The sequence below is a fragment of the Oleisolibacter albus genome (genome assembly GCF_003336875.1).
GTDB lineage: Bacteria > Pseudomonadota > Alphaproteobacteria > Azospirillales > Azospirillaceae > Niveispirillum > Niveispirillum album.
In genome coordinates this window covers 372,281-385,189 of record NZ_QGNJ01000002.1, presented here as the reverse complement: position 1 = coordinate 385,189, position 12,909 = coordinate 372,281, and the positions used below count along the sequence as shown (strand labels likewise).

Below are 12,909 nucleotides of genomic sequence, written 5' to 3'. Positions count from 1 at the left end.
GTGCCGGAAACGGATCAGAACGCCACCGTCAGCGTCAGGGGAATGGTGATGCGGTCGCCGGCGTCGTTGAGGCGGGCCAAGCCCTGGGCGGCCAGGACGCTGTCATCGTCCCGCGGCTTCCAGTCGTAGAAGACACCCGTCTCCAGCCCGACCACGGCGCCGGAGAAATGGTAGCGCCAGCCGAAGGTCAGGCCGGCGGTGGGGATCCAGCTCTTCTTGTAGAAGCCGGTCTTCAGCACGGCCGGCTGGCCCAGGCCCGTGAACCCGTCCGAGCGCAGTTCGGCGTCGATGCTATCGGTGTAGCGCACGCCGCCGCTGATGCCGACATAGGGGATGAAGGTCGGGCTGACGTCGAAATACTGACGGTAGGTGGCGCGCAGGCTCCAGGCGTCATAGTCATCGAACTTGGCCCGCAGCGGCTGGCCAGCGACGCTGCCCACATCCATGGCGCTGGCATTGGCCCAGCTCCAGCCCAGGGTCAGCGCCAGTTCCGACCGGTCGGTCAGGCCGTAGGCCGCCTCCCCCTCCAGGGTCCAGGTGCGGTCATAGGCATCGGACCAGTCGCGCGAGCGCACGCTGGCGGGGCCGGCGGCGGCGCCCTTGTGGAAGGTGCCGTCCGCCTGGAAGCGGGTGCCGGCGGAGACACCGAAGGACAGGTCGCCGGGGGCCGGGGTCTTCACCGCCTGGGCCTGGGCCGGGACGGCCAGCATCACGGCGGCCCAGGCGCAGGCGGTCCCGGCGGCAAGCAGGGCCGCGCGCGGGGAAAGGGACATCGGATGGGTCATGTCGAACCGGCTCCACATCATCAGAACATCAATTCCAGCCTGCCGATATCGGCCGAAGCTGCCGCCACCGCCAGATCTCGGAAGGGTTACATAGGCCGGGCGTCCGGCGAAAGGCCCTGCCGCCATCGCATTGCAGCCGTGCGGTCAGCCGGGGAGCGGTCTAGGATGCGGTCCCGCCGGCATTCCGTACCGGCAGAGTTGAGATCGTCCTTCGCCGCCGTCCCAGAGGGGGAATTCCATGTCCAAGGCCGAACCCCGGCGCCGCCTGCGGGTGCTGTGCGAGAGCTTCCCCATCCGCGGCACCTTCCGCATCAGCCGCGGGGCCAAGACCGAAGCCCGGGTGGTGGTGGCGGAGATCGACGATGGCGGTGTGGTCGGCCGCGGCGAATGCGTGCCCTATGCCCGTTACGGCGAGTCGGTGGAGCAGGTGGCTGCCGATATCGCCGCCCTGGCCGACGCCGTGGCCGCCGGGCTGGACCGGGCCGGACTTCGGACCGCGCTGCCGCCGGGCGCAGCCCGCAACGCCCTGGACTGCGCCCTGTGGGATCTGGAGGCCAAGCTGACCGGCGTGCCGCTGTGGCAGCTGGCCGACCTGGAGGCGGCGCCGGGGCCGCTGACCACCTGCTTCACCCTCTCCATCGACCGGCCCGAGATCATGGCCGACAGCGCCCGCGCCAACTGCGGCACGCCGCTGCTGAAGCTGAAGTTGGCCGGCGACGGGCTGGACCTGGAGCGGGTGCGGGCCGTGCGCGACAATGCGCCAGCCGCCCGGCTGGTGGTGGACGCCAATGAGGGCTGGAGCCAGGAGGATCTGCGCAGCCTGCCGGCCCGGCTGGCCGATCTGGGGGTGGAGATGATCGAGCAGCCGCTGCCCGCCGGGGCCGACGACGCCCTGCTGGGCCTTGCCAGTCCCCTTCCCTTCGGCGCCGACGAAAGCGCCCACGGGTTGGACAGCCTGGACGGGCTGCGCGGCAAGTACCGGGTCGTCAACATCAAGCTGGACAAGACCGGCGGGCTGACCGAGGCGCTGGCCATGAAGTGCGCAGCCGAGGCGGCGGGGCTGGAGGTCATGGTCGGCTGCATGGTCGCAACCTCGCTGGCCATGGCGCCAGCGGTCTATGTGGCCCAGGGCGCCCGCTATGTGGATCTGGACGGGCCGCTGCTGCTGGCCCGCGACCGGGCCCCCGGACTGCGCTTCCAGGGCACCACCCTGTATCCGCCCGACCCCGCGCTCTGGGGCTGACGGGCGGCGTCACTGCGCCTCGGCCGGGCGGCGCGGCAGCAGCCGGCGGCCCAGCCCGACCAGCCGGCGCGCCAGGACGGCACAGAGCGTTTCCACCCCGCGCAGCAGACCCAGGGCAGGGGCATAGGCGCCGGCGCCGCCCTTTCCTGCGGTGCGGTCGTGACGGATCACGGCCCCGGCCAGCACCGGCAGGAACAAGCCGGCCGCCGCCAGACGCGGTGCCAACCCCCAGCCCTCCGGCAGGGCCGGCAGCAAGGCCAGTGCGCCATTGCCGGCACCGAAGGCGAACAGGGTCCGCCGCCCCAGGGTCGCCATCAGCCCATCAGCGTTGAGGGATCGCCGGCCCAGCAGCAGGGCGCAGAGGCCCAGCAGCAGCATCGCCGCCATGATGCCGAAGCCGAAATAGGCCGGATCATTGCGCCAGCGCAGCTGACGGATGTCGACGATGCCGACGACGAAGCCGGCCCCGCCCAGCCGGTCCAGACCGTCCAGCAGCACGGCCAGGGCCGGCAGCAGCACCACCGTCAGCAACAGCAGCGCCGCAATGGGCTGCTGCTCCCGGCTCAGGGTCAGGGCACGCGCCAACGCCATGCCGGCGGCGATAAAGGTAGCGCCATGCAGGATATTGGGACCGAAACGATCCCCGGCCCCGGCCAGGAAGGCGCCAAAATAATGCAGCGGATAGGGCAACGCCGGCAGATCGGCCAGCAGCGGGTGCAGCGACCAGACCAGCACCACCGGGAGCAGCAGCGCCACCAGTCCCAACCGCTCCCGCAGCAGCAGCAGTGGGACGGCCAGCCCCAGGGCCAGGGCGTAGAATTGTAGAATACTGCCCAGCCGCGTCCCTTCAAGGAACAGGGTCGCCGCGGCGGCCTGCAGCGGCGAGCGCCAACCCACCAAGCCCGCCAGGGCCGCGTCGGCCAGAAACACCGCGTAGCACAGCAAGGCCCGGGTCAGCAGCTTCTGCGCCGCGGCCGCACGGCCACGCTGCCGCAACATGCGCAGATAGACCAGTTCCAGCATCATGCCGAACACCAGGATGAACACCGGCGTGGCTGTCCGCGTCAGCAAGCGCAGGGTGTGGAGGGGCGCCTGCGGCAAGGCCGGCCAGACCTCGAACACCAGGAAGGCATGGGACAGCATGGCCAGGGCGATGGCAACAGCGCGGGCGGCATCGATGAAGGCCCAGCGGGGGATAGGAGACGGCATGGAGCGGCGATCAGGCAGTGGACGAGGCGGGTCTCCACGGGGAATGGATGACTGAAACCTATGTTCCCGGTGCCCCCCAGCGGTCACAGACCCTTCACCATCAATCTGTTGCTGCCCCCCGGTGGCGGAACCGCTGCGGCATGCTGATGCATGGCGTCGTTACACCTTCTGGTCAGGGCTGGGTTTGGGGTTCTGTTCAGCGGTCGTTAACCGGGCAGCGGCACACTGCCCACAGGTAAAGTCGGGATGGCGGGAGGTCGCCTTGGTGGAAGCATTCTGGTTGACGGTCATCGGCTATCTGCTGATCGGCCTGGGCGAATTGATCCCCACGGGCTTCCGGACCAGCGACAGCGGTCGCCGCGCCGACATGGCCGTCTGCATGTTCGCCCTGCGCTACGCCCTGTCCTGGCCGTGGCGCTATGTGCGCGAGATGCGCGAACACTGAACCCGCCGGTCCCGGACCGATCCCGGATGTAGACAGGGGCCCTGCAGGGCCCCTGTTCGATTCCGGCACCGGGTCGGCGGATCGCACCAGATCACAGCCGCGTCAGCCGCTCCGTCAGAAGGGCGAAAAAGCCATCGGCGTCGGCCTTGCGCATGTAAAGCGCATTGCGGGGCCGGCCGGTCTTGTCGAAATAATCGACCACGGTCTGACCGATGGTCAGCGCGCTGCCCGTCTCCACCGCCACATTGACATGCTGGCCCTGGAACAGTTCCGGCCGGATCAGCCAAGCGATGACGCAGGGATCGTGCAGCGGGCCGCCGTCGGTCCCGTACTTCTTCTCGTCATACTGGCGGTAGTAGTCCAGCATCTCATAGGTGGCCTTGGCCACAGGCGTACCGATGGCGGCAATGGCGTCCATGCGCACGCGGCTGGTCAGCACCTGATGGGTGACGTCCAGCGGAAACATCACCACCTCGACGCCTGACTTCAACACCACATCGGCGGCATGGGGATCGACGAAGATGTTGAACTCGGCCACCGGGCTGGAATTCCCGCCCTCGGTCTGGGCGCCCCCCATCAGCACGATGCGCTTCAGCCGCCCGGCCACCCGTGGTTCGCGCATGATGGCGCGGGCCACATTGGTCAGCGGCCCCAGCGGGCACAGGGTCACGGAACCCGGCGGCTCGGCCAGCACCGTGTCGATGATGAAATCCACCGCATGCTCCGGCTGCAGCGGCATGGCCGGTTCTGGCAGGATGGGACCGTTGAGTCCAGTGGGGCCATGCACCTCGGGCGCCGTGTGCAATTCCAGAAACAGCGGCTTGTCACAGCCAGCATAGACCTTGACGTCCGGGCGGCCGGCCAATTCGCAGACCTTGCGGGCATTGACCTCGGTCATGTGCAGCGGCGCGTTGCCGGCCACGGCGGTGATGCCCAGGACCTCGATCTCCTCCGGGCTGGCCAGGGCCAGCAGGATGGCCACGGCGTCGTCCTGGCCGGGATCGGTGTCGATGATGATCTTTTCACGCGGCATGTCGTCTCTCTCCTCGTGCCCCCGGATTACCTGGAAAGGGATTGAGAGGAAAGCGTCAACCGGCTTACATGCCGCTCAAGGCGGGGCTGCGAACGGGACAGGCCGCCTCGACCGACCACAGGAGGGAACCCTGCTGCACCGCGCGTTCAGCCATATCGCCAACGGCGCGCTGATCTACGCCATCTTCTACGGTCTGCTCTGGCTGTTGATGCTGAAGGGCGGACTGCTGCTGCAGGTGGCGCTGCGCTGGGTGGATGGCGTGCCCGATCTGATGGAAGGGGTGCTGCTGCCTTTCCTGATGAGCATCACCGCCGCCTTCCTGGCCCATGCCGGCCTGCGCCTCACCCTGCGGCGGCTGAAGCTGCGCCTGTCCACCGAGGAATCCTCGGCCAGTCTGGTGTTCCTGGGCGTGCTGACGCTGCTGGCCTTCGCCGGTGCCATGGACCGGCTGGTGGATACGCCGGAGCGCCTGCCTTGGACCGCACCGGCCCTGGTCCTGGGCGCCTGGATCGGCGTGCTGCTACGCCGCCGCCTGCGCCTCTGATCCGTCCCGTCTCGCCCCTTGTCCGCCTTTTCCGCGAGTCTCCCATGACCGGCCTGGCCATTTTCGATTTCGACGGCACGCTGGTGGCCGGTGACAGCCTGATCCCCTTCGTCGAGCGGGTGGTGGGCCGTCGGCGGACGCGGCTGGCCTTCGCCCTGGCCATCCGCCACGCCATGGTGCGCGCTGCCCGCGCCCGATCGGGCTTCGACCTGCGCACCGCCATCAAGGCGGACTTCCTGGCCCGCACCCTGGCCGACCTACCGGTGGAGCAGGTAACTGCCGCTGCCGAAGGGTTGGCCGGCTGGCTGCGCTGGCATGGCCCGACGCTCAACGCCCTACGCCGCCATGCCGAAAAGGGTGACCGGGTGGTGGTCGCGACGGGAGCCCTGGCCCTGTACATGCCCACACTGCTGCGCGGGCTGCCGGTGGACGATCTGCTGGCCACCCGCCTGGAGCAGCGGGACGGCATCCTGACCGGAGCCATGGAGGGCGGCAATTGCGTGCGGGACGAGAAGGCCCGGCGTATCGCCGCCTATATGGCGGTACACGGGCCGTTCAGCGGCAGCTGGGGGTATGGCAACCGCCCTTCCGACCTGCCGTTCCTGGCACTGATGCAGCACCCCACGGTGGTGCCGACCGTGCGGCGCTAGGGATAATCGTCGATATTGCAGTGCAGCATGAACATGGCGGCTGTGCGGACATGCCGCGTTGCCTTGGCGCTGGTTTATCGGCAATACAGCCTTAACCCATACCGCCCTATCATATTGCGTCGCAACAGCCACCTGCCGGCAACCGCCATGAACGAGATGTCCCGCCCCACCGCCGAAGCCGCCTGCACCGATGGTCGCTACGCCTTCGTCATCGCCGGCGTCAGCGAGACCACGGCTGACATCGCCCGCCTGATGAAGCGGCAGGGCAGCCAGTTCGTCATCATGGACCGGGACACCCGCCGCGGCCACCAGCTGACGCTGGAGTTGAACACGGGCAATCGCGGCATCGCCGTGTTTCTGCCGGGCGACCCTGCCGACCCCGCCGATCTGGACGAGGCGGTGGAGGAATGCCGCCGCTGCTGGGCGGCACCGGTGATGCTGCTGCGGGCGGCCTGACGGGTCGCCATCAACGGCGCCCCGGCCGGTTTGCGTCAGGCCGGCAACTCGCACCACATTTCCAGCTGATTGAGCGGCAGGCGCTGCCAGCCAAGGCGGGGCAGCACCGGCTCGCCCAGAGTCTCCGGCACGATCTGCGGGATGATCCAGCCCTGGCCGGGGAAGCGTGCGGCCAACCCCTGCAACAGGCGCCGGGCCAGACCGCGCCGCCGCTGTTCCCGTGCCACCACCAGGGCCAGCAGCCCCATCCGGTCGTCGGCCAGTGGACGAACCAGGGCATGGGCCACGCCGTCCAGGCTGAACCCCAGGACCGGCGGCGCGCTGGCGGCCAGGGTTTCCGCCTGCAGCACCCAGGGCAGATCCACCTCCCCCTCCCGGGCCACGGCACGGGCCACACCCAGGGGATCGGCTGATTGCAAGGGCATCGCCGAGTCCACCTCGCCCGGCGCCGGTGTCCAGCCATAGCCATAGAGCCGACGCAGGGGTTTGAAACCCAGGGAACGGTAGAGGGCCAGCGCCGGCGCGTTCTGCTCGAACACCTCCAGCCCTATGCGCCGGTCGCCACGGGCCGCAGCTTCGGCCAGGGCCGCCTGCATCAGGAGACGGCCCAGGCCGCGACCTCGATAGGCAGGAGCCAGGGCCAGGGCGCCGATGCGGCTTGACCAGCCCCGCCGGTCCACCAGAAGCAGGGCCGCCGGCCGCTCCGGCGTGCCATAGAGGCGGCTGGCGAAGGGATCGAGATGTTCGGCACGCTGACGCCGCTCGAAGGCGACGGCATCCATGCGAACCGGCACCAGATAGCCATCGAAACAGGCATTCAGGACGGCGGCAGCTTCGGCAGCGCCACACTCGGCCAGGGTGCGGACGGGAAGATCGGGCGGAATCATGTGTCGTGTCAGTTCTATCGGGCTGGGGTGCCGCCGTGCGGGTCGCTCCGGCGACGGCGGCGCCAAGTCTGCCACTTCCGTTCGCCCCAGACCATGGCCCGGCTGACCGGTCCTTTGAGGAAGGGTAGGTCGATGGCCAGCAGCAGCAGGCCCAACGGCAGCATCCACAAGCCCAGCACGGGCAGGAAGCTGAACACCCCGCCCAGGATGAACAGCAGACCCAGGGGAATGCGCAGCCAGCGCGCATGCGGCCGGCGCAGCCAGTTCAGCCGGTTGCTGACCGGGTCCGGCAGGGCCTGTTCCAACTTGTCGAAGCGGCGGTTCAGCCGGCGGTCTGCCTTGGGGCTCACGGATGCGCTGCTCTCACCTGTGGCGGTCGCGGACGTCCCGCCCTCCCCGTCGCAGATGGCGGGAAGCGCGGCCCGGGTCAAGGCCGAAGACAGACTCTTGCCCGAATGCCCAAAGGAAAACCGCCCGGAGGTTTCCCTCCGGGCGGCAGTCTCCCCGGTCATGGTCCTGCGACCCGACCGGCCGATGCTATTCGTTGCGGTTGCCCAGCAGCGACAGCAGCATCTGGAACAGGTTGATGAAGTTCAGATAGAGCGACAGCGCACCCATGACGGCCAGCTTGCTGTTGGCCTCTTCGCCCCAACCCTCGGCGTACTGCTCCTTGATCGCCTGGGTGTCCCAGGCGGTCAGGCCGGTGAACACCACCACACCGATCACCGAGATGGCGAACTGCAGGGCGCTGGAACCCAGGAAGATGTTCACGATGCCGGCGATGACGATGCCGAACAGGCCCATCACCATGAAGGCGCCCATCTTCGACAGATCGGCCTTGGTGGTGTAGCCGTACAGGCTGGTGGCGGCGAACATGGCGGCGGTGATGAAGAACACCCGCGCGATGCTTTCCCCGGTGAAGACCAGGAACAGGCTCATCATCGACAGGCCCATCAGGCCGCTGAACACCCAGAGGCTGGTCTGGAGACCAGCCGCCGACATGCTTTGCGGGCGGAACCCGAAGAAAATGAAGGCCAGCGGTGCCAGCATCAGCACCCACTTCAGGGGCGTGCCATAGACGAGCTGGATGTTGGCCGGCGAGCTCATCACCCAGGTGGAGCCCAGGAAGGCCACACCGCCGGTGATGGCAAGTGCCAAGCACATGAAGTTGTAGACGCGCCGCATATGGGCGCGAAGGCCTTCGTCGAACGCGGCCTGATCGATCGTCTGGCCGACCGTCGCGAAGCGACCGAAAGGTCCGTTCACCATGGAAGTATGTCCCCGACGTTCCAGTTGGACTGACGCTGATATTGGGAGGCCATCGCTCCGGTTCAATGCCCTTCTCGACCGCTTGCACACATCTTTCCAACGCGGCCTGACGTCCCGTGCTCCAGATCATACCCCTTCGCCCAGGGACCCGCGAGCGGCATCAACCACCCGCGGCAAGGCACGGAGTTGGTCCACAACCGATTCCGCCAGCGACGGCGGCAGGTCCAAGGTCACCTCGGTCAGTCCTTGCATGCCGGAGAGGGCGGTCACGCACCGGCTGTCAGGAAAGCGGTCGAGAATTTGCTGCTCCAGCGCCCTGTCCCGGCCCCCCTGATAGACATAGACAACCTGCATCCCACTCTCCTGCCGCACGCCATACGAATAGGGGGCGGCGCAAAGCTCCTGCCGCCCCCTGCTGTACTCCGGCCTATCATTCCTAATTCGAATCGATCTCCCAGACTGTCGGCCCTTATGGGGTTCCTGTCACCTCCGACGTCCGGGCGGACGAGCCGGTGCCGCCGATGCCGGGACTGCCGGTTTCCATCAGCCGCTTCAGCCGGCTGAGATCGTCCACCATCTGCTGCTGCGGCTCCTCGCCCAGAATGCGGGCAATGGTCCGGCCCAGGGCGCCGCCGGGCGGTTCGTAGCGGATGACGGCCCGGACCTCGGTCCCACGGCCCGCTGGCGCCGGGCGGAACTCCACATGGCCCCAGTTGGGCACGTCGGCCCCCTCCACCGCACGCCAGGCGATGCGGCGGTTCTCCTGGTCGTCCGTCACCTCGGCGTCCCAGCTGACCCGCAGGCCCGCCGGGGCCTTCGCCACCCAATGGGAGTGCCGCTCGTCCATGATGTCGATGCGTTCGATGTGATTCATGAACTGGGACAGATTGGAGAAATCGCGCCAGAAGCGGTAGAGCTCCTCCGGCGAGGTGTTGATGGTCACGGTATGGGAGACAGTGGTGGCATGCCGCTCGGGCCGCAGCCTGTCGCCCAGCCCGACCCAGTCGGCGATGTCCGGCTTTCCCGTGAAGGATTGCTGGATGACCCCCAGCCCGGCCAGGGCCACACCATACCCCAGCCAGCCACCACGCCGCAGGCCCAGGGCCGCCATCAGACCGCCGACCACCAGCGGGGCCATCTGATAAGCACTGCCTGTGCCCAGCCCCCCCGACTCCCGGCCGCTCTGCCGGCCGCCGAAGGCGCGGCCTCCGCCGCCCGCCCCATAATAGCCGCCCGAGCGCCCGCTGCCGCGGTCCGTCCGGCCATGACCGCCGGCGCCGCCGCCATAACTGCCGTCGTCATCTCTGTCGTTTTCGTACCCGTACCCGCGCGGGCTGCCATAATCGGTCATCTGTATCCTCCGTCCTCCGCGGCACCCCCACCGGAAGCGGGGGTCCCCCGACAACAGGCGGGCTTCGGTGGGGTTCCGAGAAAGCAGGGCGACGGAGACAGGCCGGATGGGCAGAGCATGGACGCGACGCGAAGCCACGATGGCTTTGCGATACGGCCACAAAAAACCCGTCCGCCGGGATAAACCGGACGGACGGGCGCTACGGGATCAGGGAAATCAAGCCGCGTTCGACTGTTCGTCACGGGTCAGCAGGGCATACAGCGCATCGGCCGTTTCTGCCCCGCGGAGCTTGTCGCACAGCACCGGGTCCCGCAGCAGGCGCGACACCCGGGCCAGGGCCTTGAGGTGATCCGCCCCCGCCGTCTCCGGCGCCAGCAGAAGGCACATCAGGTCCACCGGCTGCTCATCGATGGCCTCGAAATCCACCGGACGCTCCAGCCGGGCGAACACCGCCAGAACGCCGGGCAGACCGGGGAGCTTGCCATGGGGAATGGCAATGCCCCGGCCCACACCGGTGGTACCCAAGCGCTCCCGCTCCACCAGCACATCGAAGATGGCCCGTTCATGCTGACCGGTCAGCTCGGCGGCCTTCCGCGCCAACTCCTGCAGGGCCTGCTTTTTCGAACCGGCCCGCAGGTTCGGGAGGATGCCATTCGGCGTGATCAGATCATTCATGGAAGCCGACGAGGCGGTGGACGACGAAAGACGAACAGGAAACACGGCGGTCACCGGCAAGGATCAACGCTTGACCGTGCCGGTGGCGCCGGCCGGGTCGACCCAGCCCACATGGCCGTCGGGACGACGATAAACCATGTTGAAGCCGCCATGGGCCCGGTTACGGAACATCAGCGCCGGCAGATCAGCCAGATCCATGCGCATGACCGCCTCGCTGACCGTCAGCGTGTCGATGGCGGTCTCCATCTCCGCAACGACGACGGGCTGATGCCCATCAGCTCCGTTGACCGCCTCGGCATGAACCTCCTCGGCCTCCTCGACTTCATCCAGAACCGGTTCGATGATGTACTTGCGGGCCGGGGTGACCGGCAGTTCGGTCACGCTGGACCGCTGATAGTCCTTCAGGCGGCGCTTGTAGCGGCGCAGGCGCTTGGCCACCCGGTCGGCGGCCTCGTCGAACGCAGGATAGGGTTCCGTTGCCTCCGCATTGGACTGCAGGAGGATGCCGCGCCCCACATGGACCTGGATATCCGCCTTGAAGAGATGGGCGTCCTTCGACAGGATCACCGTCGCCTCGATCGGATTTCCGAAATACTTGCCGACGAGCGACGTCAGGGTGTCCTTGACATGGGTCCGCAACGCATCACCCACATCAAGTTGTTTGCCTTTTACAGTGACCTGCATGACCTGACCTGTTTCTTGTCAGAGCTGTCCGGTTCCTGATCGGATCCGTCTTCCAGGGCCAGCGTCCAGCAGCCGGGAACACCCCTTGGAATGGTCATCCGATCCCGGTCAGCGCTTGGTTTATAACCCGAGGGCCTTTTCCCGGCGGCGCTGGACGGAGGAGGGAATTTTCATACCCTCACGATACTTGGCGACCGTCCGGCGCGCAATGTCGATCCCCTCCGCCCGGAGGATTTCCACCAGCTTGTCGTCGGACAAAGTGTCATCGGGCTTTTCCGCGTCAATCAGCGCCTTGATGCGGAAGCGGACTGCCTCGGCCGAGTGAGCGGCCTGCCCATCCGCACCCTGGATGGCCGAGGTGAAGAAGTATTTCAGCTCGAAAACACCGCGGGGCGTGGCAATGAACTTGTTGGTGGTGACACGGCTGACCGTCGATTCATGCATGCCGATGGCCTCAGCGATGTCGCGCAGGATCAGCGGCTTCAGAAACTGCAGCCCGTGCAGGAAGAATGCCTCCTGCTGGCGCACGATCTCGGTGGCCACCTTGAGGATGGTGTTGGCCCGCTGGTGCAGGCTCTTGACCAGCCAACTGGCCGATTGGAAGCGCTCAGCGATGTAGTCCTTTTCCTGCTTGCTGCGGGCACCGGCGACCACGCGGGCGTGATAGCGCTGATTCAGCAGCACCTTGGGCAGGCTGTCGGAGTTCAGCTCGACAATCCAGCCGCCGCCGTTGGCAGGACGCATATGGATGTCGGGCACCACGGTCTGCGCCGGCTCGAAATCGAAGGCCAGAGCCGGCTTGGGATTGAGTGCCTTGATCTCGGACACCATGTCCGCCAGATCCTCGGCATCCACCTGACAGACCTTCAACAGCTGCGGCAGGTTGCGGGCCGCCAGCAGTGGCAGATTGTCCAGCAGCGCCTGCATACAGGGATCCAGCCGGTCACGTTCGCGCAGCTGGATCGCCAGACACTCCTTCAGCGAACGGGCGAAGATGCCGGACGGGTCGAAACGCTGCATCCGGCCCAGCACCTCCTCCACCCGCTCGGGCAGGCAGCCCAAGCTGTCGGCAATCTCGCCGATATCGCCCAGGAAATAGCCGGCCTCGTCCAGGTGCTCCAGCAGGGTATGGGCCACCAACCGGTCCAGCCGGTCCGGCACATCCATGAGGATCTGTTCCTCCAGATGCCGGCGCAGGTCCGGCCTCTCGCTCAGCGTCGCTTCCAGAGAACTTTCGTCCCCCTCGAAGCTGCCGGAATGCGAGGACCAGGAGCCGAACGCCTCATCACCGCCGCCTGAGAACGCGCCATCCGAAAAACCGTTGTCCGGGTCGGTGGCGCTGGCATTGGTATAGACATTCTCGAAATCGGTATCCAGCGGCGCTTCGGACGCCGGGGTCAGCCGGTCACTGGTTGCCAGATCGACGGTGTCGCGCACGCGGCCATCGGGCGGGGCGACCGGTTCCTGCCGATCGACACCATCGGGCACCGCATCCTTCCAGCGGTCGCCCTCGTCGCGCTCGAGCAGAGGATTTTGCTCGAGCTCGCGCTCCACATAATCGGCCAGCTCCAGATTCGACAGCTGCAACAGCTTGATGGCCTGTTGCAGCTGCGGCGTCATCACCAACGCCTGGGATTGCCGGATATCGAGCCGTTGTTGGAGCGCCATCTCCCCGCCG

General features: G+C 67.4%; 16 protein-coding genes. 5 read left to right on the top strand and 11 right to left on the bottom strand.

What is annotated here, in order from left to right; translation table 11 throughout:
• Positions 1 to 14: 14 nt before the first annotated feature.
• Positions 15 to 773, bottom strand: coding sequence for a hypothetical protein (locus tag DK368_RS04765; protein WP_155524471.1), 759 nt, complete (start codon positions 771 to 773; stop codon positions 15 to 17).
• Between the two features lie 250 nt (positions 774 to 1,023).
• Here DK368_RS04765 and dgcA point away from each other — a divergent pair, with 250 nt between their 5' ends.
• Positions 1,024 to 2,028: an N-acetyl-D-Glu racemase DgcA gene (gene dgcA / locus DK368_RS04760; RefSeq protein WP_114392460.1), complete on the top strand. Its 1,005-nt coding sequence runs from the start codon at positions 1,024 to 1,026 to the stop codon at positions 2,026 to 2,028.
• 9 nt (positions 2,029 to 2,037) lie between these two features.
• Here the strand turns inward: dgcA and opgC are convergent, their stop codons facing one another.
• Entirely contained in the window at positions 2,038 to 3,237 is a 1,200-nt protein-coding gene (gene opgC / locus DK368_RS04755; protein WP_114392459.1) for an OpgC domain-containing protein, read from the bottom strand.
• A 265-nt stretch (positions 3,238 to 3,502) separates the two neighbouring features.
• Here opgC and DK368_RS04750 point away from each other — a divergent pair, with 265 nt between their 5' ends.
• A complete protein-coding gene (locus tag DK368_RS04750) occupies positions 3,503 to 3,682 on the top strand; it encodes a hypothetical protein (protein WP_155524470.1) in 180 nt (59 codons plus the stop codon).
• A 91-nt stretch (positions 3,683 to 3,773) separates the two neighbouring features.
• On the opposite strand, the gene DK368_RS04745 is transcribed toward DK368_RS04750, so the two are convergent.
• A complete protein-coding gene (locus tag DK368_RS04745) occupies positions 3,774 to 4,715 on the bottom strand; it encodes a nucleoside hydrolase (RefSeq protein ID WP_114392455.1) in 942 nt (313 codons plus the stop codon).
• 208 nt (positions 4,716 to 4,923) lie between these two features.
• On the opposite strand from DK368_RS04745, the gene DK368_RS04740 reads away from it, so the two are divergent.
• The 3 genes from DK368_RS04740 to DK368_RS04730 all read left to right on the top strand — a co-directional run bounded on the left by DK368_RS04740 (position 4,924) and on the right by DK368_RS04730 (position 6,365).
• A complete protein-coding gene (locus tag DK368_RS04740; RefSeq protein ID WP_114392453.1) occupies positions 4,924 to 5,259 on the top strand; it encodes a hypothetical protein in 336 nt (111 codons plus the stop codon).
• 44 nt (positions 5,260 to 5,303) lie between these two features.
• Positions 5,304 to 5,909, top strand: a complete 606-nt coding sequence (locus DK368_RS04735; RefSeq protein WP_114392451.1) for an HAD-IB family hydrolase — start codon at positions 5,304 to 5,306, stop codon at positions 5,907 to 5,909.
• A 147-nt stretch (positions 5,910 to 6,056) separates the two neighbouring features.
• Positions 6,057 to 6,365, top strand: coding sequence for a Rossmann-fold NAD(P)-binding domain-containing protein (locus DK368_RS04730; protein WP_114392450.1), 309 nt, complete (start codon positions 6,057 to 6,059; stop codon positions 6,363 to 6,365).
• A gap of 35 nt (positions 6,366 to 6,400) precedes the next feature.
• Here the strand turns inward: DK368_RS04730 and DK368_RS04725 are convergent, their stop codons facing one another.
• The 8 genes from DK368_RS04725 to rpoN form a co-directional block, all read right to left on the bottom strand.
• Positions 6,401 to 7,252 carry a GNAT family N-acetyltransferase gene (locus DK368_RS04725; RefSeq protein ID WP_114392448.1) on the bottom strand — a complete coding sequence of 284 codons (852 nt, stop codon included), beginning with the start codon at positions 7,250 to 7,252 and terminating at the stop codon, positions 6,401 to 6,403.
• A gap of 14 nt (positions 7,253 to 7,266) precedes the next feature.
• A complete protein-coding gene (locus tag DK368_RS04720; RefSeq protein WP_114392446.1) occupies positions 7,267 to 7,602 on the bottom strand; it encodes a hypothetical protein in 336 nt (111 codons plus the stop codon).
• A gap of 187 nt (positions 7,603 to 7,789) precedes the next feature.
• Positions 7,790 to 8,521, bottom strand: a complete 732-nt coding sequence (locus DK368_RS04715; RefSeq protein ID WP_114392444.1) for a Bax inhibitor-1/YccA family protein — start codon at positions 8,519 to 8,521, stop codon at positions 7,790 to 7,792.
• A 126-nt stretch (positions 8,522 to 8,647) separates the two neighbouring features.
• Positions 8,648 to 8,875: a hypothetical protein gene (locus DK368_RS04710; RefSeq protein WP_114392442.1), complete on the bottom strand. Its 228-nt coding sequence runs from the start codon at positions 8,873 to 8,875 to the stop codon at positions 8,648 to 8,650.
• Between the two features lie 115 nt (positions 8,876 to 8,990).
• Positions 8,991 to 9,872 (bottom strand): SRPBCC family protein, encoded by an 882-nt coding sequence (locus DK368_RS04705; RefSeq protein WP_114392440.1) that lies wholly within the window; start codon positions 9,870 to 9,872, stop codon positions 8,991 to 8,993.
• Positions 9,873 to 10,088: 216 nt separating this feature from the next.
• Entirely contained in the window at positions 10,089 to 10,547 is a 459-nt protein-coding gene (gene ptsN, locus DK368_RS04700; RefSeq protein WP_114392437.1) for a PTS IIA-like nitrogen regulatory protein PtsN, read from the bottom strand.
• A 63-nt stretch (positions 10,548 to 10,610) separates the two neighbouring features.
• Positions 10,611 to 11,231, bottom strand: coding sequence for a ribosome hibernation-promoting factor, HPF/YfiA family (gene hpf, locus DK368_RS04695; protein WP_114392435.1), 621 nt, complete (start codon positions 11,229 to 11,231; stop codon positions 10,611 to 10,613).
• 120 nt (positions 11,232 to 11,351) lie between these two features.
• A complete protein-coding gene (gene rpoN / locus DK368_RS04690; protein WP_114392433.1) occupies positions 11,352 to 12,899 on the bottom strand; it encodes an RNA polymerase factor sigma-54 in 1,548 nt (515 codons plus the stop codon).
• Positions 12,900 to 12,909: the final 10 nt, after the last annotated feature.